The organism is Curtobacterium sp. MCPF17_051, assembly GCF_003234595.1.
Taxonomy (GTDB): domain Bacteria; phylum Actinomycetota; class Actinomycetes; order Actinomycetales; family Microbacteriaceae; genus Curtobacterium; species Curtobacterium flaccumfaciens.
On record NZ_QKSE01000013.1, the window covers coordinates 100,203 to 121,383 of the forward strand.

A 21,181-nucleotide genomic window follows, 5' to 3' on the forward strand; every position below is an offset into this window, starting at 1 on the left:
ACGGGGCGCGCAGGCGACGAGAGGCCCGGTGCGCGTCCGCCCCTCCGGCCGCGGTCAGCGGGAGCGGAAGTAGCGGTGCAGCGCGCGCTCGCGGATCGCGGCCGCGGCGAGCGCCCCACCGAGCAGCGCGCCCACGAGCCCGAGGGACGCGATCGCGATCGCCTCGCGCACGATCGGCAGCGCATCGTCGACGTCGAGGCCACGCACCGACACCACCGCGACGCTCGTCGCGACCACCGCCCCGACCGATGCCCAGACCAGGTGCTGCAGGACGACGCCGAGGACCTGCGCACACCGCGGTACCCCGACGTGCCGGTCGTAGGCCAGGGCGAGCCGACGCCGTGCGACCGCTGCCCCGCCGATCGTCAGCCCCACGAGGGCCGCTGCACCGAACGGGACGAGCACTGGCTGCCGCGCCGCGGGGGTGAAGACCGCGCCCAGCGTCGGGTTGAGCTGCCCGGCGGTCGGTCGGTCCTCGCCGTCGGCCCCGCTCGCCGGCAAGACGGTGCGCCGGAGCATCGAGACCGTGTCGTCGCGCTGCGGCCACACCGTCGCCCAGCAGGCGTCGAACGGCGACCCGTCGTCGACCGCCGGCGCGAGGACCGCGTACTCCAGGTCGGGGTCCCGGCCGTCGTCGGGGTAGTCGTACACGCCGGCGACTCCGGTGCCCGCGCCGCCCACCGTCACGAGGCGATCGCCGGCAGCAAGGCCCAGGGTCTCGTGCACCGCGGGCGAGACGATCACTCCCGTCGCCCCGTCGGCAGCCGAGCCGCCGAGCAGGCCACGCACCCCGGCGGTCACTTCGTAGGTCGGGATCGCCGAGCCCGGCAGCGCGGCGGGGACGACCCCGACGTCGAGGCGCCGGAACGCACCAGACGCGATGACCCCTTCGGCATCCGCGAGGGCATCGCACACGCGGCCGTCGATCCGGCCCTCGGCCCGCTGGACGGTCGTCGCCGCACCGCTCGCGACGAACACCGCAGCCGCTCGGACGTCACCGGCGACCGCCACGGCGCGCATGCCCACGACGCCGCTGAGCAGCACCGCGAGGACGACAGCGGCCGTGGCTGCCCACGAGGCTCCGGAAGCGATGTCGCGCCACGCCTCCCGCCAGACCTCGGTCACCTGCATCCGGCGACGGCTCATCGGTACCGCCCGAGGTCGAGCACTCCGTCGCAGGCGTCACGGCTCGCGTCGTCGTGCGTGGCGACGACGACGACCGTCCCCGACGCGGCGAGCGCACCGATCCCACGGTTCACCTCGATCGCGGCCGCTCGGTCGAGTTGCGCCGTCGGCTCGTCGACCAGCATCAGACCCGGCGCACTCGCGATCGCGCGCGCGAGCATCAGGCGTTGCGCCTCACCACCGGACAGTTCGGCGAATCGCGCGTGCGCCCGCGAACCAAGCCCGAAGCGCTCGAGGACCCCGAGCGCGCGGACGTCCGCGGTCCGACGATCCGCGCCCTGGGCGACGAACGGCAACGCGACGTGGTCGAGCACTCGGCGGCGGGCCACCCCGTACGGGTTCTGGAAGACCCAGAGCGGCCGACAGCCCGGCGGACGGACGGCGGCACCACGCGTCGGACGGAGCATCCCGGCGAGGATCGCGAGCAGCGTTGACTTGCCGGAACCGCTCGGCCCGACGACCGCGGTCACGGTCCCCTCGGCGAAGGTGCGGTCGATGCGGTCGAACAGCACGGTGCCGTTCGGCCAAACGTGCCCGACGCCCTCGAGCGTCACCGACACGAACTGGACCGGTCCGGCGCGGCACTGATCCGGTCGAGCGTTCGTCCGCCGGGCACCCGGACGAACGACTGCCCGAGTTCTGATCCGAGCACCTCGACCCGGAGTGGCCGCCCCGTCGTCGGTTGCACGCACGCCCGGTCACCCTCGAGGCCCCAGAGGGCCGTCGGCGGCACCACCTGGACGGTTCGTGGGTGACTGAGCGTCCACTTCGCAGCCACCGTCGGTGCGCCGTCCGCCGAAGCGACCGTCGATGCGTACTCCGGCAGGGCGGTGATCGCAGCGAGGTCCGTCGGCGACGAGACCACCCCGGCGGTGTCCATCGGGACGTCGGCGTTCCCGATCCGCAGCACGCGCTCCCCCGGCGCCGGATCGACCGGGAGCGCCTCGATGCGTGCACCGCGGAGTTCGGCCGGGAGTTCGACGAGGACACCGTCGGCGCCGACCGCTGCCCCGACGACGGCCACGCACGCCAGGACGACGTTCTCGGCGGCCGGTACCCATGCGAACGGAGCCCGCGGCACGACGTCGTCGGGCAGGTCGTCGCGGTCGACGCCTCGGACGACCAGGAACTGCTGCGCAGCACGGAGTGTGCCCCGACCGAGGACACCGTCGATGCTCAATCCGGCACCGAGGCGCGTGAGTTCCCGCTGCAACCCCGTGACGTCGGCCCCGCGGTCGCCGAGCTCGAGGTCGCGCCACAGCGGCTCGTCACTGGCGAGTGCGAGCACCGGCTGTCCGTCGACCCGCGCGAGGACGTCCCCGCTCCGCACGGGTGCCCCGGTCGAGCACGTCGACGTCGTCACCGTGCCGGTCCGCGACGTCACGACCGCCCGTGGGGCACCGATGTCGAGTGCGAGCTGCACCTGTCGTTCGTCGGCATCGGTGCGCTCGGTCACCCGGACGGTGCTCGCGGGGGCAGCCGTCCGGAGTGCGGCCGGGACCTCGGCCGGCACAACGACCACGATGGCCGCGGCCGTCGCCGCTGCGACCACCATCGCCCCGAGCGCCAGGAGCGCGGCAGATGGGAAGCGCATCACCGCCGCCAGAGGCCGAGGGGGTCCAGCCGACACTGTACGGCTGCGGGATCCCACGGCGAGAAGGAGAAGTTCCCGTCGTCGTTCTGATCACGCCAGTCACGTTCGGTGTACGTGTCGTCGACGAGTCTGGAAGCACGGAGGCACGCGACGGTGATCATTGCCTCGTCCTGCTTCTCCGGGTTCCGCCGGACCTCGTTGAACAGGTAGGTCACGTCGCTGTCGAAGCCCTTCGCGCACTTCGACTTCGAATCGTTCATGGCCGCGGCGTCTTCAGCCTTCCGCCCGGGGAGCGGCGAGGCTTCGGACGTGCCGTCCTCCGCTGTCGTGTAGTCGTAGCCGAGATCCCGCGTGCATGCGCTCATGCGGGACTGCGCATCCGCGACCTCCCGCGCCGAGATCGTTCCGTCCGAGAGGATCTGCCACTGGTAGGAACTGGCGTCGGCGGCTGATTCCGCGAACTCACCCGCCCACGGCCCGGCCCCGGAGAAGCCCGACGGATCGACGACCCGGGGTGCAGCATCCGCCTGGGCACAACCGACGAGCCCCACGGCGGCGATCGCCCCGACGATCGTTGCTCCCCGAAGCCTGCTCCGAATCACCGCGTCAGGCCCGGGTCATGCCGTACTGGGCGATGTTGGTCCAGCAGGCAGCCCGGTAGGACCACTTGTTGCCACCGACCACGTTCCCCCACTTCATCGTCCCGCTCCGCAGACGGTTGAGGTGCTGAGCGCGACCACACCCAGTACGACGTTCTTGATCGACATCGATCTCCCCTTTCGTTGTGACATCTCCCGGATGTGACCGTTAACGTATTACCGGTTCATACGAGAACGCAACGACCACCACCACATCCGTGCAGGATGGACCCGTGACTGACGACGTCCGGTGGGAGGTGGTCGAGGAGAGCACGCTGTCGCTCCCCGACCACGAAGCGATCGCAGCGCTGCTCGGGCAGGCCTTCCCCGACTGGTCGCACTGGTACGTGGGCGGCCGGAGCTGGTCCGGCATGCAGCCGGAACGCCGGGTGCTCGCGCACGACGCCGACGGGGTCGTCCTGGCCCACGTCGGCATCCGCCGCATGTACATCTCCGTCGGCGGGCAGGACGTCCTGGTCGGCGACACGGGCCTGGTCGCCGTCGCGCCCCGCCTGCAGGGCACCGGCGTCGGCCGCGAGCTGATGAGCCGCACCGCGGCGGTCCTCGAGGGACTCCGCGTCCCCTTCGGGTTCCTCGGCGCGGGCGAGGACCGCATCCCCTTCTACGCGAAGCTCGGCTGGCACGAGTTCCCCGAGGCCGTCGGCACCTTCTCGGCGTTCACCGCCGAGGGCGCGGGCGTCAGCAACACCGAGCAGGGCGGCTGGATGGCGCTGCCGGTGGCAGCGCAGCTCGAGGACTGGCCCGCTGGCCCGATCTGGCTGAACGGCCAGCAGGTCTGAGCACGAGGACTGGGCACCCCCGACGCACCGGCCCGATCTGGGTGAACGGCCAGCAGGTCTAGACGCAACGACCGACGGACGGGAGGCCCGGTACCAGCTGGTACCGGGCCTCCCGTCCGTTGGTCGTCCAGCGGGGCTTACGCCTCGACCGCGACCTTCTCCGGGTCCTCGTTGGAGCCCGGCGCGCTCGGCGCGACCGCGGCGCGCACGCGCGCACCCAGGTCGGCGTCGACGTTCGTCCAGTAGGCGAACACACGCTCGCGCAGGTCGTCGCGCGTCACCTTCGAGACGTGGCCGGCGATGTTGCCGACCAGGCGCTCACGGGCGGCGTCGTCCAGGACCTCACGGACGAGCGTGCCGGCCTGGCCGAAGTCGTCGTCCTCCGGGTGCAGGGTCGCGGCGGAACGCTGCAGCGCACCGTCGGACTCCCAGCCCGGGGCGTCGTCGGTCGCGTTCGGGTCGGCGTGCGCACCACCGAGCGAGTTCGGCGCGTACACCGGCACCTCGGACTTCTGGAAGTCGAAGCGCATGCCGCCGTCCTTCGAGTACGAGTGGACCTCGTTCTTCGGGGCGTTCACCGGCAGCTGGGCGTGGTTCGTGCCGACGCGGTAGCGATGTGCGTCCGCGTAGCTGAAGATGCGCGCCAGGAGCATCTTGTCCGGGCTCGCAGCGATGCCGGGCACGAAGTTCGAGGGGGCGAAGGTCGCCTGCTCGATCTGCGCGAAGTAGTTCTCCGGGTTGCGGTTGAGCTCCATCGTGCCGACCTCGATGAGCGGGTAGTCCGCGTGCGGCCACACCTTCGTCAGGTCGAACGGGTTGAAGCGGTAGGTCGCGGCGTCCTCGTAGGGCATGACCTGCACCTTGAGGGTCCAGCGCGGGAAGTCCTGACGCTCGATCGCGGCGTGCAGGTCACGGATGTGGAAGTCCGCGTCCTCGCCGGCGATGCGGTCCGCGTCCTGCTGCGTCAGGGTCTTGTGGCCCTGCTCGGTGATGAAGTGGTACTTCACCCAGAAGCGCTCGCCCTCGGCGTTGATCCACTGGTAGGTGTGCGAGCCGAAGCCGTCCATCTCGCGCCAGCTCGCCGGCAGGCCGCGGTCGCCCATCAGCCACGTGACCTGGTGCGCCGACTCGGGCGAAAGGGTCCAGAAGTCCCACTGCATGTCGTGGTCGCGCAGGTGCGAACCGGGCAGGCGCTTCTGCGAGCGGATGAAGTCGGGGAACTTGATGCCGTCGCGGATGAAGAACACCGGGGTGTTGTTGCCGACGAGGTCGTAGTTGCCCTCTTCGGTGTAGAACTTCAGCGCGAAGCCGCGGGGGTCGCGCCATGTGTCGGGGGAACCCTGCTCACCGGCGACGCTCGAGAACCGGGCGAGCATCTCGGTGGTCTGACCGGGCTGCAGGAACGCGGCGCGGGTGAAGCGCGAGACGTCCTGCGTGACGGTGAAGGTACCGAAGGCGCCGCCACCCTTGGCGTGCACGACCCGCTCCGGGACACGCTCGCGGTTGAACTGGGCGAGCTTCTCGACCAGGTAGTGGTCGTGCAGCGCGAGGGGGCCGTCGGCCCCCACGCCCATCGAGTGCTCGTCGCTCGAGACGGGTGCGCCGCTGTTGGTCGTGGTGGTCGGGGTGCCGGTCGGCGTGTTCTGGTCGGACACGGTTCCTCCTGGGGTGGGACGTTGGTTCGGTCAGGGTGCTCGGGTGGTCAGGGTCCGGCGCGTCGTGGCGCCGGTGCGGAGGGCGATCGCCGTCAGGCGGGCGTGGGGGCGTCGGGCGCCTGCGCGCTCGCGTCGGGCGCGTCCAGGTGGTCGCGCACCGCGTCGTCGCGCACCGCGTCGTCGCGCGCCGCGTCGTCGCGCGCCGCGTCGGGCGCGTCTGGGTCGTCGCGCTCTGCCGCCGCACAGCGTTCGCAGATGCCCCAGTAGGTGACCTCGGCGGTGGTGACCGCGAAGCCGTGGGTCTCGGACGGCGTCAGGCAGGGCGAGTGGCCGACCGCGCAGTCGACGTCCTCGATCGCGCCGCACAGGGTGCAGACGATGTGGTGGTGGTTGTCACCGGTGCGGCGCTCGTAGCGCGCAGGGCTGCCGGCCGGTTCGATGCGGCGGACGAGCCCGACGCCGGTCAGGGCGTTCAGCACGCCGTAGACGGCCTGGTGACTGGTGGTCGGCAGCTCCACGGCGAGCGCGGTGACGATGTCGTCCGCGGTGGCGTGCGGCATCGAGTCCGTCGCGCGGAGTACCGCGAGTCGTGGGGTCGTGACCCGGAGCCCCGAAGAACGGAGCAGATCGGCGTCGGCGTCCATGCTGAGCCTTTCTTTTGCAGGAATCAAGACAACGCGTTCACTGTACACGAGCTTCTGCTGCCGACCAGCGAGGGGACGCATGCCGCCACCGGAATACGAAGTGTCACGATCGGGTCGCGATCAGCTGGGACGACACTGGACCGACCGTTCCGCACGCTAACGTCCGGACATGTCCACGAGCCAGGGTCTGCCTGAACAGGCGAACAGCACCGCGGACGTCCGGGGGATCATCGCGAAGCGGGACCTGGTCGTCGACCTCATCCGGACGGCCTGCGTCGTCCTCGTCGTCATCGTGCACGTCACGATGGTCGGCGTCGCGGCCGATGACCAGGGGGTGCGGGTCACGAGCCCGCTGCAGGAACTCCCCTGGTACGTCGCCGCCACCTGGGTCGGGCAGGTGATGCCGCTGTTCTTCGTGGTCGGCGGGTTCGCGAGCGCCGTCGGCTGGCGCAGCACCGTCGCCCGTGGCGCGCCGAGCCCCGCCCGCGACTACCTGGCCACCCGCCTGGTGCGGCTGTTCCGGCCCGCGGTGCCGCTGTTCGTGTTCCTCGCGCTCGGGCTCGGGGTCGCCACGGCCGCTGGCACGCCGCCGGAGCTCCTGGCCGAGGTCGCGTTCGGCATCGGTTCGCCGCTCTGGTTCCTGGCTGCCTACGGCATCACCCAGTGCTGCGTCCCCGTGATGATGCGCCTGCACGAGCGAGCACCCTGGGCCACCCTCGCCGTGCTGCTCGTGCTCGCCGGGGCGGTCGACGCCGTCCGCCTGTCCACCGGTGTCGCCGAGGTCGGGCTGCTCAACCTCGGGCCGGTGTGGCTCTTCGCGCAGCAGCTCGGCTTCCTCTGGGCCGACGGCTGGTTCGCGCGCCGGTCGAAGGTGCTCCTGCTCGGCATCGCCGTCGCCGCGTACGCCGTGCTCGTGCCGATGACCTCGGTCGGGCTCTGGGCACCGGACATGCTGCAGGACCTCAACCCGCCGATGCTCCCGCTGGCGTTCCTGGCGATCGCGCAGGCCTGCCTGGTCCAGCTCGTGCACGCTCCGCTCACCAGGCTGATGCGCACGCGGGCCGCACTCGGGGCCGTGTTCGTCCTCGGCCGCGACGGCATGACCATCTACCTGTGGCACCTGCCGCTGTTCATCGCGCTGAACGGCATCGCCCTGCTCGTCGGGGTGCCGTTCCCGGCGCCGGGCTCCGGCCCGTGGTGGGCGTCGCGCATCGTCGCACTCGTGGTGGTGCTCGCCGTCGCGATCGGGGTGGCCAGGGCTCTGCGCTGGTTCGACCGGCCGCTCCCCCGGCTGCTGCCGTCGGCCGACCGTCCGTCGTGGCCGGTCGTCGCGTTCGCCGCCCTCTGCACGATCGGCCCGGCGTTCCTCGTGATGCAGCTGCACCTGTCGTTCGGCGTCGCGCTCGTCGGTGCCGTGGCCGTGCCGGTGGGCGTCTGGCTGCTGTCGCGGACCGTCCCGGCACGCGGGGTCGCCCGGATCTGAACCGGTTCTCACCGTCGCGGTCCACGACGGACCCCCGGCGGACGTCGGGCGGACGGAGGATGGCTTCGGCGACGCGAAGGACGAGTCCGCCTGATCCCCAGGAGGCTCCCCACGCCGTCGACACCCGAGTTCTGGAGCACCTGGCGGTTCGACCCCCTGGCGGCGGCGCTCCTCGTCGTCGCCGCCGTCGCCTACCTCCGGTGGGTCGTCGGCGCGGCTCGAGGTGGTGACCGATGGCCGTGGTGGCGCACGCTCGCCTTCGCCACGGCGCTCGTGCTGTTCGGCGTCCTGCAGTTCGGCATCGTCGGCGTCGACGACGAGCGGTTGCGCTGGGCGTTCGTCCTGCGGGCCGCCCTGCTGTTCTTCGCGGTCCCCACCTTCGCCGCGCTCGGTGCGCCGGTCGCACTGCTCCGGATCGGAGGCCCGGCTCGTCTCGCGCAGGTCGCCGACGCGGTCATGCGGTCACGTCCGGTGCGCCTGCTCGGCAACGCGATCGTCGCCCCGCTGGTCGCGCTCGCGCTGTTCGCCGTCCTGCTCACCCCGTTCTCGGCGGTGATCCGGGAGTCCCCCGCATGGGCCGCCATCATCACCGTGGCCGTGCCGGCGCTCGGGTTCGGGCTGCTCGCACCACTGTCCGAGGTCGGTGTGCTCGTCTCGTCGACGTTCGCCACGGCCGAGTTCCTGCTCGCGTTCGTCGAGCTCGTCGTCGACGCGGTGCCCGGCATCGTGCTGCGGATCACGAACCACGTGCTCGACGGGTCCCTCGTGCCGGTGGTGGGTCGGGCCTGGTACCCGTCGCCGCTGCAGGACCAGCACCTGGCGGGCGACCTGCTGTGGTTCATCGCCGAGGTGGCGGACATCCCCGTGCTCGTCGCCCTGTTCATCCGGTGGCAGCGGACCGACCGCCGCGAGGCCCGGGCCGTCGACGCCCTGACCGACGAGCAGGTGGACGAGCTCACCCGGGCGCACCTGCAGCGCCGCGGATGAGCGGTCGGCGCGACGCCACGCGACGCCACGCGACGCCCCGCTTCGCTTCGCTTCGTGAGCAGCAATGGCCGGGTACCCGAAGGCGACCCGACCATTCCTGCTCACGACGTGCGGTCGCGCCCTACTTCGACGGGGCCCCCGCGGGCTCGGCGTCGGGCTGCGTGGTCACCGAGCCGGTCTGCTGCCAGGCGACGGTCTGCTTCGGCTTCGCCAGGAACAGCGCCGCGACGATGGCCACGATGAGCACGATCGCCGGCAGGTAGAGCGACTCACCCATGGCCTTGGAGAACGGCTCGAGCAGGAAGCCCGGCAGTGCGCCGACCTGCTGCTCCGCGCCACCGGCCGTGGCCCCACCGGACGACGCCGGGAAGTTCGCGGTGATCCGGGCCTCCATCAGGGCGGCGATGCCGGCGGAACCGAGCACCGCACCGATCTGGCGCGTGGTGTTGTAGACACCCGAGCCGGCACCGGCCAGCTTCGGCGGCAGGTTGCGCGTCGCCGAGACGGACAGCGGTCCCCACATGCAGGCGTTGGCGAGGCCGAGGAGCGCGCTCGGCAGGAGCACCCAGCCCCACTCGGCACCGCTCGACAGCAGGGCGCCGAACCAGAACAGGCCGACGGAGAAGCAGGCGAGCCCGAACGAGGCGACCCAGCGCGGGTTCCAGCGGTTCAGGTTCTTGCCGACGATCGGCGCGAGTGCGGCGGACAGCACGGCCTGCGGCACGAGGAGCAGTGCGGCCTGGGTCGGCGAGAAGCGCAGGACGTCCTGGGCCCACAGCATGATCGGCAGCGCGAACGAGGCGATCGCGACACCGACGGCGGTGATGGCGACGTTGGCCAGCGTGAAGTTGCGGTCCTTGAACAGGCCGAGCGGCAGCAGCGGCTCACCCTTCTGCACGCCCTGCCAGACGACGAAGCCGGCGAGCACCACGAGGCCGACGATGATGAGCGACCACACCGAGATCGGACCGGCGATCACGCCCCAGTCGTAGGTCTCGCCTTCCTGGATGCCGAAGACGAGCAGGAACAGGCCCGCTGCCGACAGGAAGATGCCGAGGTAGTCGAAGCGGTGTCCGTGACGCTCGAACGACGGCACGAAGCGCTGCGCGAGCACGAACGCCACGACACCGACGGGGACGTTCACGAAGAAGATCCACTCCCAGCCGAATCCGTCGACGAGCAGGCCGCCCACGATCGGGCCGACGAGCGACGCGACACCGGCGACGGCGCCCCAGAGGCCCATGGCCGCGCCGCGGTTCTGCGGCGGGAAGATGCGCGTGATGACCGACATGGTCTGCGGGCTCATCATCGCGGCGCCGAGGCCCTGCACGACGCGGGCGACGATCAGCACCTCGATCGAGCCGGCCAGGCCGCACCACAGGCTGGCGAGCGTGAAGACCACGAGGCCGATCTGGTACATGACCTTCGGGCCGAAGCGGTCGCCGAGCCGGCCGGTGATGAGCAGCGGCACGGCGTAGGCGAGCAGGTAGGCGCTCGTCACCCAGATCACGGAGTTGATGTCCGCGTCGAGCTTCTGGGCGATGGTGGGGGTGGCGACCGACACGATGGTCGAGTCGACGAGGATCATGAAGAACCCGACGACGAGTGCCCACAGGGCAGGCCACGGCTTCTTCTCGGTCGTCCGCGGAGGCGTGACGGTGGTCATCGAGTGGTTTCCTTGCTGTTCGTGGTGGTGTCTGCGGACGCGACGGAGGCGTCCCAGGAGATGTGGCCGGCGGCGATCCGGTCGGCCGTGGCGGCGAGCCACTCGATCTGCGTCGTGAGCATGGCACGCACGTACGACACGTCGAGCCAGTACCGCTCGGGCAGGTCCTTCGCACGGACGACCCCGAGGATCTCGTCCGCCTCGTCGCGCTGGGCCCGGAGTGCGACGGCCCGTGCCCGGAGGGCGGACTCGGCCTCGTCGACCGACAGGTTCTCGATCTCGGCGACGGCCAGGTGGAAGACGGGGTACTCCTCGGCCGGCTCGGCGATCAGCCGGACGAGCCCGTCGTGCAGGGCCGTCCACCCGTCGTCCGTGATGGCGTAGGTGGTGCGTTCCGGACGGTTGCCCGCCCGGTCGGTCCCGACGACCTCGGCGAGGCCGAGCTCCACCAGGCGGCCGACCTGGTGGTACAGGGTGCCGGGCCGGACCTTGACGTTCCGGCCGTCCCGGCGGTGCGTCATCGTCTGGAACATCTCGTAGGGATGCGTCGGCCCCTCGGCCAGGAGCCCGAGCGCGGCGAACGCGAGTGGCGTGAGCGACGGCACACGTGCCTCCAGTCCGCTTGTTCGTTGTTGACTATTCGGGTTGGAATATACGCGTTGGAACAGACGTGAGCAAACGCACAGCAAGGGCCCGCCTGGAGGCCCGGGGACGTCCCGGCGTGTCGCGCGCGCCCCGTAGACTGGTCGCGTCCCCCACCCCTGAAGCGCTGGAGAGAACACGTGCCAACGATCGTCGTCGAGGTCATGCCCAAGGCCGAGATCCTCGACCCCCAGGGGAAGGCCGTGGGCAACGCCCTGGCCCGCCTCGGCAAGGCCGACCTGACCAACGTCCGCATCGGCAAGCGCTTCGAGGTGACCGTCGACGGCCCCGTCGACGACGCCAAGCTCGCCGAGGTCCGTGACATCGCGGCCGACGTCTTCTCGAACGCGGTCATCGAGGACGTCGTGTCCGTGACCGTCGAAGGCCAGTGACCCGGATGCGCATCGGCGTCATCACGTTCCCCGGCTCGCTCGACGACCGCGACGCCCAGCGCGCCGTCCGTCTCGCCGGCGCCGACCCCGTCGCCCTGTGGCACGGCGACCACGACCTGCAGGGCGTCGACGCCATCGTGCTGCCCGGTGGGTTCTCGTACGGCGACTACCTGCGTGCCGGCGCGATCGCCGCGAAGGCGCCGATCATGGCCGAGGTCATCGACGCCGCCGGCAAGGGCATGCCCGTGCTCGGCATCTGCAACGGTTTCCAGATGCTGGCCGAGGCCCGTCTGGTCCCCGGCGCGCACACCCGCAACGCGCACCAGCAGTTCATCCGTCGCGACCAGAAGCTCCGCGTCGAGACCACCTCGACCGCCTGGACCTCCGGGTTCAGCGCCCAGCAGGAGATCACCATCCCGCTGAAGAACGCCGACGGCCGCTTCGTCGCGGACGCCGACACCATCAAGCGCATCGAGGACAACGGCCAGGTCGTGTTCCGCTACGTCGGCGTGAACCCGAACGGCTCCATCGACGACATCGCCGGCGTCTCGAACGAGCGCGGCAACGTCGTCGGCCTGATGCCGCACCCGGAGCACGCGACCGAGGCCGGCTTCGGCCCGGACACCCCCGCTGCGATGGCCTCGGGCACCGACGGCCTGACCTTCTTCACCTCCGTGATCGAGCACGCGCTCGTCAAGTGACAGGGAACAACGACACCGTGACGACACCCGTTCGCCCGAAGCCCGACACCGTGCAGGACGCGGCAGCCACCCCCGACAAGGAGCAGCCGTACGACGCGCTGGGCCTGAAGCCGGACGAGTACGCCCGCATCAAGGAGATCCTCGGCCGCCGCCCCACCTCGGGCGAGCTGGCGATGTACTCGGTGATGTGGAGCGAGCACTGCTCCTACAAGTCCTCGAAGAACTACCTCCGTCAGTTCGGCAAGAAGGTCACGCCGGAGATGACGAAGAACCTGATGGTCGGCATGGGCGAGAACGCCGGTGTCGTCGACGTCGGCAACGGCTGGGCGGTGACCTTCAAGGTCGAGTCGCACAACCACCCGTCCTACGTCGAGCCGTACCAGGGCGCGGCCACCGGTGTCGGCGGCATCGTCCGCGACATCATCTCGATGGGCGCCCGGCCCGTCGCCGTGATGGACCAGCTCCGCTTCGGCGCGATCGACCACGAGGACACCGCACGCGTCGTGCACGGCGTCGTCGGTGGCATCTCGTTCTACGGCAACTGCCTCGGCCTGCCGAACATCGGCGGCGAGACTTACTTCGACCCGGTGTACCAGGGCAACCCGCTGGTCAACGCCCTCGCGGTCGGCGTGCTCCGCCACGAGGACCTGCACCTGGCGAACGCGTCCGGCGCCGGCAACAAGGTCGTCCTGTTCGGTGCCCGCACCGGTGGCGACGGCATCGGCGGCGCGTCGATCCTGGCATCCGACACCTTCACCGAGGGTGGCCCGACCAAGCGCCCGGCCGTGCAGGTCGGCGACCCCTTCGCCGAGAAGGTCCTGATCGAGTGCTGCCTCGAGCTGTTCCAGAAGGACCTGGTCGAGGGCATCCAGGACCTCGGCGCCGCGGGCATCTCCTGCGCCACCTCGGAGCTCGCGAGCAACGGTGACGGCGGCATGCACATCTCGCTCGACGACGTCCTGCTCCGCGACCCCACGCTCACCGCCGAAGAGATCCTGATGTCGGAGAGCCAGGAGCGCATGATGGCGGTCGTCCGCCCCGACAAGCTCGACGAGTTCCTGAGCGTCGTCGGCAAGTGGGAGGTCGAGACCAGCGTGCTGGGCGAGGTCACCGGCACCGGCCGACTCGTCATCGACTGGCAGGGCCAGGAGATCGTGAACGTCGACCCGCGCACCGTCGCCGTCGACGGCCCGGTCTACGACCGCCCGGTCGCCTACCCGACCTGGATCGACGCGCTGCAGGCCGACACCGCCGCCTCGCTCGACCGACCCGCCGACGGCCCCGCGCTGAAGGCACAGTTCCTCAGCCTGCTCGGTTCGCCGAACCTGGCGTCGAAGAACTGGGTCACGAACCAGTACGACACCTACGTGCTCGGCAACACCGCGCTGTCCTTCCCCGACGACGGCGGCATGATCCGCGTCGACGAGGAAACGGGGCTCGGTGTCGCCATCGCCACCGACGCGAACGGCCGCTACTGCCAGCTCGACCCGAAGCAGGGTGCACGCCTGGCGCTGGCCGAGGCGTACCGCAACGTCGCCGTCACCGGTGCCGTCCCCGCCGCCGTCACCGACTGCCTGAACTTCGGCTCCCCCGAGAACCCCGAGGTCATGTGGCAGTTCTCCGAGGCGGTCGAGGGGCTGGCCGACGGCTGCATGGAGCTCGGCATCCCGGTCACCGGCGGCAACGTGTCGTTCTACAACCAGACCGGCTCGACCCCCATCCACCCGACGCCCGTCGTCGGCGTGCTCGGCATCATCGACGACGTCGCCAAGCGCGTGCCGTCGGGGTGGCAGGACGACGGCCACAACATCTACCTGCTCGGCACCACGAGCCTCGAGCTCGACGGCTCCGCGTGGGCCGGCACCGTGCACGGACACCTGGGCGGGCGTCCGCCGGCGGTCGACCTCGAGCGCGAGAAGGCCCTCGCCGAGCTGCTGTACGCGGCGTCCGGCGAGCAGCTGCTCACCAGCGCGCACGACCTGGCGGACGGCGGCCTCGGCCAGTCGCTCGCCGAGTCCGTGCTCCGCTTCGGCATCGGCGCCCGCGTGGTCCTCGACGAGCTCGAGACCCGTGACGGCATCGACACCGCGACGGCCCTGTTCTCCGAGTCGACCGGTCGCGTCATCGTGACCGTCCGCCGCGAGGACGACGTGCGGTTCCAGGGCATGTGCGACGGCCGGGGCTTCCCGGTGCTGCGCATCGGCGTGACCGACGCGACGTCGAGCACGCTCGAGGTCCAGGGCGCGTTCGAGGCCACGGTCGACGAGCTGCGCGGCACCCACGCCGCGACGCTGCCGGCCCGTTTCGGCGACGTGATCGTCGAGGACGTCACCGAGGGGTACGTCGGCCGCGGGCCGCTCGACTCCGACGGTGCCTTCTCGCCGCGCACCGACGCCTAGGCCCGGGTCGCGGATGCCGATCGTCACCCTGCCCTTCGCCGAGCTCGTCGACCGGTTCGGCCCCGTGCCGGACGGTATCGAGCTGGACGTCTGGGACGTCGAGTCGCCGTACGGTCGCCCGGACGACGTCGCGATCACGCTCCTGCCGTTCTACTTCGAGGGGCGGCACCGCTGGCAGTTCGTGCACGACCTGCCCGAGCTCCAGCTGCTGCAGCTGCCGAGCGCCGGGTACGAGCACGCCATCCCGCACGTGCCCGGGCACGCGCAGCTGGCGAACGGTCGCGGCATCCACGACGACGAGACCGCCGAGCTCGCGGTCGGCCTCGCGCTGACGTCGCTCCGTGAGATCTCGGCGTTCCAGGTCGACCGTGCCAACGGCGTCTGGGACTCCCGCGAGACCCGATCGCTCGCCGACCGGCGGGTGACCGTCGTCGGCTACGGGGCGATCGGGTCCGCGATCGCCACCCGGTTCGAGGCGTTCCGCACCGAGGTGACCGTGGTCGCCCGGACCGCTCGCGAGCAGGACGGCCGGCACGTGCACGCGTTCGGTGAGCTGCCCGAGCTCGCCCCGACGACCGACGTGCTCGTGCTCATCGCGCCGCTCACCGCCGAGACCGAACGCCTGGTCGACGCGGAGCTGCTCGCGGCGCTGCCGGACGGCGCCCTGGTGGTGAACGTGGCGCGCGGCAAGGTCGTCGACACCGACGCCCTGGTCGCCGAGCTGCGGTCGGAGCGGCTGTTCGCGGCCCTCGACGTCACCGACCCCGAACCCCTGCCCGCCGGACACCCGCTCTGGACGACACCGAACACCGTGCTGACCCCGCACGTCGGCGGCAACACCGACCTGAGCGTGCCGCGGTCGATCGAGCTGATGCGCAAGCAGGTCGCCGCGCTGGCCGAGGGTCGCCCGTTCGAGAACCTGATCGAGTTCTAGCGCGCGAGCGGAACCGCGGCGTCACTCGAGTCGCAGCGCCATCCCCAGGCTCGGTGCGACGTCGTCGAACCCGAGGGACCGGTAGAGCCGCTGCCCCGGCGGGTCTCCGACGAGCGTGACGTACGCGCCCGCAGGTGCACGGTCGCGGACGTCCGCCAGCAGCCACTCGACGACCCGACGGCCGAGGCCCCGCCGCTGGTGCGCGGGATCGGTGGCGATGTCGGCGATGTGGAAGTACCACCCGCCGTCGCCGATCGTGCGCCCCATCGCGACGGGCGTACCGTGCTCGTCGACCACGTGGCACGCCGACCAGCTGCCGGCGATCGCTCCGGCACCCTGGGCGGGGTCCTTCGGGGACAGACCGGAGTCCCGACGCAGCCGCAGGTAGTCCTCGAGCGGCGGCGGACCGACGACGATGCGGTACTCGGGCTGTGCCTTCGCGGAGGTCACGGTCAGAGCGGGACGACGCAGGTCGGGGTGCCGACCGGGATCTGCGCGACGGCTTCGCCGGGCATGCCCTCGGCGTCGAGCGGCAGCACGGCGACGGCATCGGACATCTGGTTCGCCACCAGGACGAACCCGGGCACCCGCGCGAAGTGCCGGGGCCAGACACCACCGCAGGGCACCGACCCGACGACGGCGAGCCCGCCGTCACGCGCGTCGAGCACCACGAGCAGGTCACGCCCGCGCACCGCCACGTACGCGCGGCCGGCGTCGTCGACCTCGATGTGGCTGAGCAGCGACTCCCCCACGGCACCGTCGAACGTCGGCACGGCAGCGATCGTCACGAACGACCCGGAGTCGTCGCGGCGCAGGCGGTGCACACGCCCGTCGAGTTCACCGGCGACGAGCAGGTCACCGTCGATCCAGGCCATGTGCCTGGGGCCGGCGCCGGGTGTCACGTGGTGCACGCGGAGCGCCTCGATGTCGGGGACCCCGTGGGCCGACACCGTGACGCGGAACTCGTGCAGGGCATCGCCGCCGAGGTCGGCGACGAGCACCGTGCCGTCCGGGGTGGCGATCGACTGGTGGGCGTGCGGGCCGTCCTGGCGGTCGTCGTCAGGACCCGTGGCGTCGGGCAGCGCGGCGACCGCGACGGCCTCGGCCGGCACGGAGCGCTGGGTGGCGTCCCCGTGCAGCACGACGCCGTCACTGGCGGTCACCGAGGCGGCGTGCGACTCGGCCGGGGCGAGGGAGATCGCCGCGACCGTGCCGGAGACGTAGTTCGTGACCACCAGCGCGCCCGAGGGGTCGACCCGCACGTGGCACGGGGCGTCTCCGCCGGCGGGGGCATCCCACAGGTGCTCGAGCGCGCCGCCCTGCAGCCGGAAGGCCGACACGGCGCCGTCGTTCGTCTCGGAGACCGCGTAGACCCGGTCAGCCGAGACCGCCAGGAACGAGGGGTCGTCGAGCACTGCGACGGTCCGGGGTGCCGGAACGGCTCCGGCCGGCCCGGCGTCGACCAGCGAGATGCCCGTGGCGTTCCCCGCGCCGGTCGCCGTGTACGACCCGATGAGCAGCGACGGCAGCTCGGCGCTCATTCGTCGCGGCCCGCGATGCGCTCGTGGTGGTGGATGACCTCGGCGACGATGAAGTTGAGGAACTTCTCGGCGAAGGCGGGGTCGAGGTGGGAGTCGGCGGCGAGCGACCGGAGCCGTGCGACCTGGACCCGTTCGCGATCCGGATCGGCGGCCGGCATGCCCGACTCGGCCTTCAGGTGCCCCACGCGCTGCGTGTACTTGAAGCGCTCCGCGAGCATGTGGATCACGGCGGCGTCGATGTTGTCGATGCTCTGCCGGATGCTCCGCAGTTCGGCGACGGCGCTCGCGTCGGCCTCGGGCGGGGTGACGTCGTCGTTCATGGTCCGAGCCTACTGGCGGACGTGCAGCGGAACCCGGTCCGCTGCTGCGAGAATGTGCACATGTCGGTCCTGCTGGTGATCTCGGGTGTCTGTGCGGTCCTCGCGGGCCTCGTCCACGTGTACATCTTCTTCCTCGAATCGATCATCTGGACCAGTCCGCAGGCACGCCGGATCTTCGGCATCGCTTCCGAGACCGAAGCCGTGGCGACCCGTTCGCTCGCCTTCAACCAGGGCTTCTACAACCTGTTCCTGGCGATCGGGGCGATCCTCGGCGTCGTGCTCGTGCTGGCCGGCAACACCGTGAGCGGCTGGACCCTCGTGGTGTTCTCGACCGCGAGCATGCTCGGTGCCGCGGTGATCCTGCTCGGCACGGGTCGCAAGTACGTCAACTCCGCCTTCAAGCAGGGCACGCTCCCCCTGATCGCGCTGCTCTTCGCGCTGCTCGGCTCCACCGTCGGCGTTTAGTCGGACGCCCCCGAACTGCGAAAGCGACAGGGTGCCACCGAACATCGGCGGCACCCTGTCGCTTTCGCGTGAAGGTCGTGAAGGTCGTGAAGCTCGAGACCCGCTCTAGCCGAGCTTGTCCTCGAACTGCGCCGGCAGCTTGTCGAGCGCCCACTCGATCGCGGCCGTCGTGCCCATCGAGAACGCGGACGATACGTCCTTGTCGTCGAAGACGATCGAGTGCCCGGCCTCGACCGACGGCACCTTCTGGAACAGCTTGTTCGACGAGGCCTCTGACGCGTCGACGTAGATCGGCAGGATCAGCGTCAGGTCGGCGTCGAGCAGGTCGAGGTTCTCGTCGGACAGGTGCACGGAGAACTCCTTGCCGGCCTGCTCGTCGATGGCCTTCGGGATCTCGAAGCCCAGGTTCCGCATGAAGGTCGAACGGCTGTCGGTGGAGGCGTACGCCCCGAAGCCCTCGGAGCTGTAGGCACCGACGACAGCCGTCTTGCCGTCGAAGTCCGGGTGCGCCTTGCGTGCTGCGGCGTAGGCGTCGTCGAGGCCGGAGAGCAGCTTCTTGCCCTCGGACTCCTTGCCGAGCGCCTTCGCGATCATGGTCGTCTGCTGCTCGGTCGAGGCGAGGTAGTTCTCGCCGCCCTTCGGGATCGCGACGGTCGGCGCGATCGCCGACAGCTTGTCGTACCGCTCCTTGTCACCCGAGGACTTCACGTCGAGGATGACGTCGGGGTTGAGCTTGAGGATGTCCTCGTAGCTCGGCTCGAGCGTCTGGATGATCTTCGGTGACTCGTCGTACGCACCCTTGAGCCACGGACCGACACCGTCGCCGCCGAAGGCGAGCCAGTCGCTCGCCCCGACCGGCTGGACACCGAGCTCGAGAGCCGTCTCGGCGTCGCCCCACCCGAGCGCGACGACGCGCTTCGGTGCCGACTCGATGGTGGTGGTGCCGAGGCCGGTCGTGATCGAGACCGGGAACGCGGCGTCGGACGACCCCGACGACGCCGAGTCGGTCGAGGAGCCGGAGCCGGACGCGCAGCCGGCGAGGACGAGGGACGCTGCGACGACGGCGCCGGCTGCGGCGAGCACGCGTCGGAGACGCAAGGGGAAACGGTTCACGAAGGGTAGCCTAACCTAACGGGGCACTCAGGAACACGGCTGGCTAGGCTGGGTGACCGTGGCGTTCACCGATCCAGGCCGCACGCACCTCGCGGTGCTCGGCTCCCCCATCGCGCACTCGCTCTCGCCCACGCTCCACGCAGCGGCCTACGATGCGCTCGACCTGCCCTTCACCTACGGGAGGCACGAGGTCGCGTCCGGCGGCCTCGCCGCGTTCGTCGCGGGGCTGGGTCCGGAATGGCGTGGGCTGAGTCTCACGATGCCGCTCAAGCGCGAGGTCCTGCCGCTGCTCGACCGCACCACCCCGCTCGTCGACGAACTCGGGGTCGCCAACACGGTCGCGTTCCGCCTCGAGGGTTCCACGCTCGTCCGAGCCGGCGCCAACACCGACGTGCAGGGGCTCGTCCGCCCGGTCGAGGCGCTCGGACACCTGCCCGGCGAGGCCACGATCCTGGGCGGCGGAGCCACTGCAGCGAGCGCCCTGACGGCTGCCGTGCGGCTCGGGGCGTCGCTCGTCCGGGTGTTCGTCCGTGACACCGCGAAGACGCGCGCGCTGGTCGACCTGGCCGTCCGGCTCGGGGTCACGCTCGAGGTGCACCCCCTGACCGAGCTCGCCGGCACGCACCACGGGTTCGTCCTCTCGACGCTGCCTGGCGGTGCCGCCGACCCGCTCGAGTTCCGTCCGTCGGGGCCGGACGCCGTCCTGTTCGACGTCGCCTACGAACCGTGGCCCACCGTGGTCGCCAGCCGCTGGACCGATGCCGGGGGCCGCGTGCTGAACGGCCTCGACATGCTCACCGAGCAGGCGATCGGGCAGATCCGGTTCTTCCTGACCGGTGACGAGGACGAACTGCTCCCCGACGAGGCCGGCGTCCGCCGGGCCATGCGCACCGCGGTCGACCTACCCGCCGTCATCGGTTAGGCGACCCCTCGCGGACCGCGAGTCGTCAAAGACCGATAGTCGCGTCACACCGTTCGATCAGGTCGCGATCGTGCGTAGCGGTCAGGACGGTGGAGCCCGCATCGGCGAGGGAGCGCAAGAGAACGTGAATTTCGTTCGCGTTCTCGGCATCCAAGGCAGCCGTTGGCTCATCCGCGAGCACGAGTGCAGGCTTACGCACGAGCAGACGAGCGAACGCCACACGAATCCTCTCCCCGCCGCTCAGAGAATATGCGGGCGCATCGAGGACTCCGTCGATGCCAACGGCGTCGGCCGCATCCTCGATTCCGAGCTGGTCACTCGCCGGAGAGGAGGGGAGAGCCTTCAACGCGATCGAGATGTTCTTGCGCGCACTCCAATGCTCGACGGGTCCTGCATCTTGAAACACGAATCCCACCTGCTCCCGTAGGTACTTTCGCTGGGCCCCGGCCCCAAGAGCGTTGACGGTCAAGTCCCCCACCTGCACAAGCCCCCGAGTTGGGCGCTCGAGTCCACCGACGACACGGAGGAGAGTCGACTTGCCCGATCCCGACGGACCGACGACGGCGGTGAGAGCTCTGGCATCGGCGTTCGCGTGCAGGTCCCGGATCAGCGACCGCCCCGCCACAAGGTGGGTGAGGTCGCGGAGCATTACGCCCAGACCTTCTTGCGTCTCAGTAGGCATATGCCCTCACTTGCTTCCTCGAGAAACGCCTCGTGAAACCGACCAACGCGACCCCGGCGGTGACAGCAGTCACGAAGATCGGGCCACCGATGAAAGTAGCGTTGGTGACGTCCGTTGCCTGCAGCCCCGCTTGTGCCGTGATCCAGAGCAGGACGCCAGCACTGAACCCGATGGCAATGCTCGGCAGAATATTAGCTTTTACATTGAAATGGAAGTCCTCTAGCCTCCGGGTAAGCGCACCCCCAAGAGAAGCTGCATCGGGCACCCTGCCGAGTGGACGGCCATCGCGCTCCGGCCCCGTGTCGGGCGGCGTCAGGCCCGGGTCTGCGGGTGGTGCTTGGCGAGCAGGAACACCCCGGTGATGGCGATGCCCGCGGCGACCACGAACCCAGCCACCGCGAACAACGGCGCCCCCGAG

22 protein-coding genes and 1 pseudogene are annotated in these 21,181 nt (G+C 70.8%); 9 read left to right on the top strand and 14 right to left on the bottom strand.

Going from position 1 to position 21,181, the window contains the following annotated elements:
* Positions 1 to 54 precede the first annotated feature (54 nt).
* From DEJ35_RS11830 to DEJ35_RS11845, 4 genes are read right to left on the bottom strand one after another with little or no spacing between them, the layout of a single operon-like run.
* Positions 55 to 1,146 carry a hypothetical protein gene (locus DEJ35_RS11830; RefSeq protein WP_146244789.1) on the bottom strand — a complete coding sequence of 364 codons (1,092 nt, stop codon included), beginning with the start codon at positions 1,144 to 1,146 and terminating at the stop codon, positions 55 to 57.
* The gene (locus DEJ35_RS11835; protein WP_220036891.1) at positions 1,143 to 1,739 is read right to left on the bottom strand and encodes an ATP-binding cassette domain-containing protein; all 597 of its coding nucleotides are present in this window, start codon (positions 1,737 to 1,739) and stop codon (positions 1,143 to 1,145) included. Before DEJ35_RS11835 ends, DEJ35_RS11830 begins: the two co-directional genes overlap by 4 nt.
* Positions 1,736 to 2,779: a peptidoglycan-binding protein gene (locus DEJ35_RS11840; protein WP_111192789.1), complete on the bottom strand. Its 1,044-nt coding sequence runs from the start codon at positions 2,777 to 2,779 to the stop codon at positions 1,736 to 1,738. Before DEJ35_RS11840 ends, DEJ35_RS11835 begins: the two co-directional genes overlap by 4 nt.
* On the bottom strand, positions 2,779 to 3,330 hold the full coding sequence (locus DEJ35_RS11845; protein WP_111192790.1) for a hypothetical protein: 552 nt from the start codon (positions 3,328 to 3,330) through the stop codon (positions 2,779 to 2,781). The genes DEJ35_RS11840 and DEJ35_RS11845 overlap by 1 nt, the downstream gene beginning before the upstream one ends.
* Before the next feature lie 320 nt (positions 3,331 to 3,650).
* Between DEJ35_RS11845 and DEJ35_RS11850 the strand changes: the two genes are divergently transcribed.
* Positions 3,651 to 4,217 (top strand): GNAT family N-acetyltransferase, encoded by a 567-nt coding sequence (locus tag DEJ35_RS11850; RefSeq protein WP_181435574.1) that lies wholly within the window; start codon positions 3,651 to 3,653, stop codon positions 4,215 to 4,217.
* Between the two features lie 137 nt (positions 4,218 to 4,354).
* Here DEJ35_RS11850 and DEJ35_RS11855 read toward each other — a convergent pair whose 3' ends face one another.
* Positions 4,355 to 5,872: a catalase gene (locus tag DEJ35_RS11855; protein ID WP_111192792.1), complete on the bottom strand. Its 1,518-nt coding sequence runs from the start codon at positions 5,870 to 5,872 to the stop codon at positions 4,355 to 4,357.
* 224 nt (positions 5,873 to 6,096) lie between these two features.
* Positions 6,097 to 6,516, bottom strand: a pseudogene (locus DEJ35_RS11865) (Fur family transcriptional regulator); the annotation flags it as partial.
* Positions 6,517 to 6,685: 169 nt separating this feature from the next.
* Between DEJ35_RS11865 and DEJ35_RS11870 the strand changes: the two are divergent.
* Together DEJ35_RS11870 and DEJ35_RS11875 are read left to right on the top strand one after the other, a co-directional pair.
* Entirely contained in the window at positions 6,686 to 7,999 is a 1,314-nt protein-coding gene (locus tag DEJ35_RS11870; protein ID WP_111192793.1) for an acyltransferase, read from the top strand.
* Between the two features lie 156 nt (positions 8,000 to 8,155).
* Positions 8,156 to 8,986, top strand: a complete 831-nt coding sequence (locus tag DEJ35_RS11875) for a cytochrome c oxidase assembly protein (protein ID WP_258378472.1) — start codon at positions 8,156 to 8,158, stop codon at positions 8,984 to 8,986.
* 121 nt (positions 8,987 to 9,107) lie between these two features.
* Here the strand turns inward: DEJ35_RS11875 and DEJ35_RS11880 are convergent, their stop codons facing one another.
* Together DEJ35_RS11880 and DEJ35_RS11885 are read right to left on the bottom strand one after the other, a co-directional pair.
* Positions 9,108 to 10,652 (bottom strand): DHA2 family efflux MFS transporter permease subunit, encoded by a 1,545-nt coding sequence (locus tag DEJ35_RS11880; RefSeq protein WP_027465025.1) that lies wholly within the window; start codon positions 10,650 to 10,652, stop codon positions 9,108 to 9,110.
* Positions 10,649 to 11,257 carry a PadR family transcriptional regulator gene (locus DEJ35_RS11885; RefSeq protein WP_051596619.1) on the bottom strand — a complete coding sequence of 203 codons (609 nt, stop codon included), beginning with the start codon at positions 11,255 to 11,257 and terminating at the stop codon, positions 10,649 to 10,651. Before DEJ35_RS11885 ends, DEJ35_RS11880 begins: the two co-directional genes overlap by 4 nt.
* Positions 11,258 to 11,434: 177 nt before the next feature.
* On the opposite strand from DEJ35_RS11885, the gene purS reads away from it, so the two are divergent.
* From purS to DEJ35_RS11905, 4 genes are read left to right on the top strand one after another with little or no spacing between them, the layout of a single operon-like run.
* Entirely contained in the window at positions 11,435 to 11,686 is a 252-nt protein-coding gene (gene purS / locus DEJ35_RS11890) for a phosphoribosylformylglycinamidine synthase subunit PurS (protein ID WP_017886272.1), read from the top strand.
* 5 nt (positions 11,687 to 11,691) lie between these two features.
* Entirely contained in the window at positions 11,692 to 12,387 is a 696-nt protein-coding gene (gene purQ, locus DEJ35_RS11895; RefSeq protein WP_110858942.1) for a phosphoribosylformylglycinamidine synthase subunit PurQ, read from the top strand.
* Between the two features lie 17 nt (positions 12,388 to 12,404).
* Positions 12,405 to 14,786, top strand: coding sequence for a phosphoribosylformylglycinamidine synthase subunit PurL (gene purL, locus DEJ35_RS11900; RefSeq protein WP_231495638.1), 2,382 nt, complete (start codon positions 12,405 to 12,407; stop codon positions 14,784 to 14,786).
* Positions 14,787 to 14,799: 13 nt separating this feature from the next.
* Complete coding sequence (locus DEJ35_RS11905; protein ID WP_110858830.1) at positions 14,800 to 15,720, top strand: 2-hydroxyacid dehydrogenase; 921 nt, start codon at positions 14,800 to 14,802, stop codon at positions 15,718 to 15,720.
* A 21-nt stretch (positions 15,721 to 15,741) separates the two neighbouring features.
* Here the strand turns inward: DEJ35_RS11905 and DEJ35_RS11910 are convergent, their stop codons facing one another.
* Genes DEJ35_RS11910 through DEJ35_RS11920 form a run of 3 tightly spaced genes read right to left on the bottom strand, consistent with a single transcriptional unit; the run spans position 15,742 to position 17,581 of the window.
* Positions 15,742 to 16,170, bottom strand: coding sequence for a GNAT family N-acetyltransferase (locus DEJ35_RS11910; protein ID WP_110858829.1), 429 nt, complete (start codon positions 16,168 to 16,170; stop codon positions 15,742 to 15,744).
* A gap of 2 nt (positions 16,171 to 16,172) precedes the next feature.
* Positions 16,173 to 17,261 carry a beta-propeller fold lactonase family protein gene (locus tag DEJ35_RS11915; RefSeq protein WP_110858828.1) on the bottom strand — a complete coding sequence of 363 codons (1,089 nt, stop codon included), beginning with the start codon at positions 17,259 to 17,261 and terminating at the stop codon, positions 16,173 to 16,175.
* A complete protein-coding gene (locus DEJ35_RS11920; protein ID WP_110858827.1) occupies positions 17,258 to 17,581 on the bottom strand; it encodes a chorismate mutase in 324 nt (107 codons plus the stop codon). Before DEJ35_RS11920 ends, DEJ35_RS11915 begins: the two co-directional genes overlap by 4 nt.
* Positions 17,582 to 17,641: 60 nt before the next feature.
* Between DEJ35_RS11920 and DEJ35_RS11925 the strand changes: the two genes are divergently transcribed.
* Entirely contained in the window at positions 17,642 to 18,046 is a 405-nt protein-coding gene (locus DEJ35_RS11925) for a DUF1304 domain-containing protein (protein ID WP_110858826.1), read from the top strand.
* 105 nt (positions 18,047 to 18,151) lie between these two features.
* On the opposite strand, the gene DEJ35_RS11930 is transcribed toward DEJ35_RS11925, so the two are convergent.
* Positions 18,152 to 19,159 carry an iron-siderophore ABC transporter substrate-binding protein gene (locus tag DEJ35_RS11930; protein ID WP_258369772.1) on the bottom strand — a complete coding sequence of 336 codons (1,008 nt, stop codon included), beginning with the start codon at positions 19,157 to 19,159 and terminating at the stop codon, positions 18,152 to 18,154.
* 58 nt (positions 19,160 to 19,217) lie between these two features.
* Between DEJ35_RS11930 and DEJ35_RS11935 the strand changes: the two genes are divergently transcribed.
* Positions 19,218 to 20,081, top strand: coding sequence for a shikimate dehydrogenase (locus tag DEJ35_RS11935; RefSeq protein ID WP_181419956.1), 864 nt, complete (start codon positions 19,218 to 19,220; stop codon positions 20,079 to 20,081).
* 25 nt (positions 20,082 to 20,106) lie between these two features.
* Here the strand turns inward: DEJ35_RS11935 and DEJ35_RS11940 are convergent, their stop codons facing one another.
* Both DEJ35_RS11940 and DEJ35_RS17045 read right to left on the bottom strand, forming a co-directional pair.
* On the bottom strand, positions 20,107 to 20,730 hold the full coding sequence (locus DEJ35_RS11940) for an ABC transporter ATP-binding protein (protein WP_181419955.1): 624 nt from the start codon (positions 20,728 to 20,730) through the stop codon (positions 20,107 to 20,109).
* Positions 20,731 to 20,752: 22 nt separating this feature from the next.
* A complete protein-coding gene (locus DEJ35_RS17045) occupies positions 20,753 to 21,028 on the bottom strand; it encodes a hypothetical protein (RefSeq protein WP_146238474.1) in 276 nt (91 codons plus the stop codon).
* Positions 21,029 to 21,181 lie beyond the last annotated feature (153 nt).

Excerpts from the sequence above, each read along its gene's own strand:
- DEJ35_RS11925 (WP_110858826.1), top strand. The coding sequence starts at position 17,642 with ATGTCGGTCCTGCTGGTGATCTCGGGTGTCTGTGCGGTCCTCGCGGGC.
- purQ (WP_110858942.1), top strand. The coding sequence starts at position 11,692 with ATGCGCATCGGCGTCATCACGTTCCCCGGCTCGCTCGACGACCGCGAC.
- DEJ35_RS11880 (WP_027465025.1), bottom strand. The coding sequence starts at position 10,652 with ATGACCACCGTCACGCCTCCGCGGACGACCGAGAAGAAGCCGTGGCCT.
- DEJ35_RS11905 (WP_110858830.1), top strand. The coding sequence starts at position 14,800 with ATGCCGATCGTCACCCTGCCCTTCGCCGAGCTCGTCGACCGGTTCGGC.
- DEJ35_RS11870 (WP_111192793.1), top strand. The coding sequence starts at position 6,686 with ATGTCCACGAGCCAGGGTCTGCCTGAACAGGCGAACAGCACCGCGGAC.
- DEJ35_RS11840 (WP_111192789.1), bottom strand. The coding sequence starts at position 2,779 with ATGCGCTTCCCATCTGCCGCGCTCCTGGCGCTCGGGGCGATGGTGGTC.
- DEJ35_RS11915 (WP_110858828.1), bottom strand. The coding sequence starts at position 17,261 with ATGAGCGCCGAGCTGCCGTCGCTGCTCATCGGGTCGTACACGGCGACC.
- DEJ35_RS11940 (WP_181419955.1), bottom strand. The coding sequence starts at position 20,730 with ATGCTCCGCGACCTCACCCACCTTGTGGCGGGGCGGTCGCTGATCCGG.
- DEJ35_RS11830 (WP_146244789.1), bottom strand. The coding sequence starts at position 1,146 with ATGAGCCGTCGCCGGATGCAGGTGACCGAGGTCTGGCGGGAGGCGTGG.
- DEJ35_RS11920 (WP_110858827.1), bottom strand. The coding sequence starts at position 17,581 with ATGAACGACGACGTCACCCCGCCCGAGGCCGACGCGAGCGCCGTCGCC.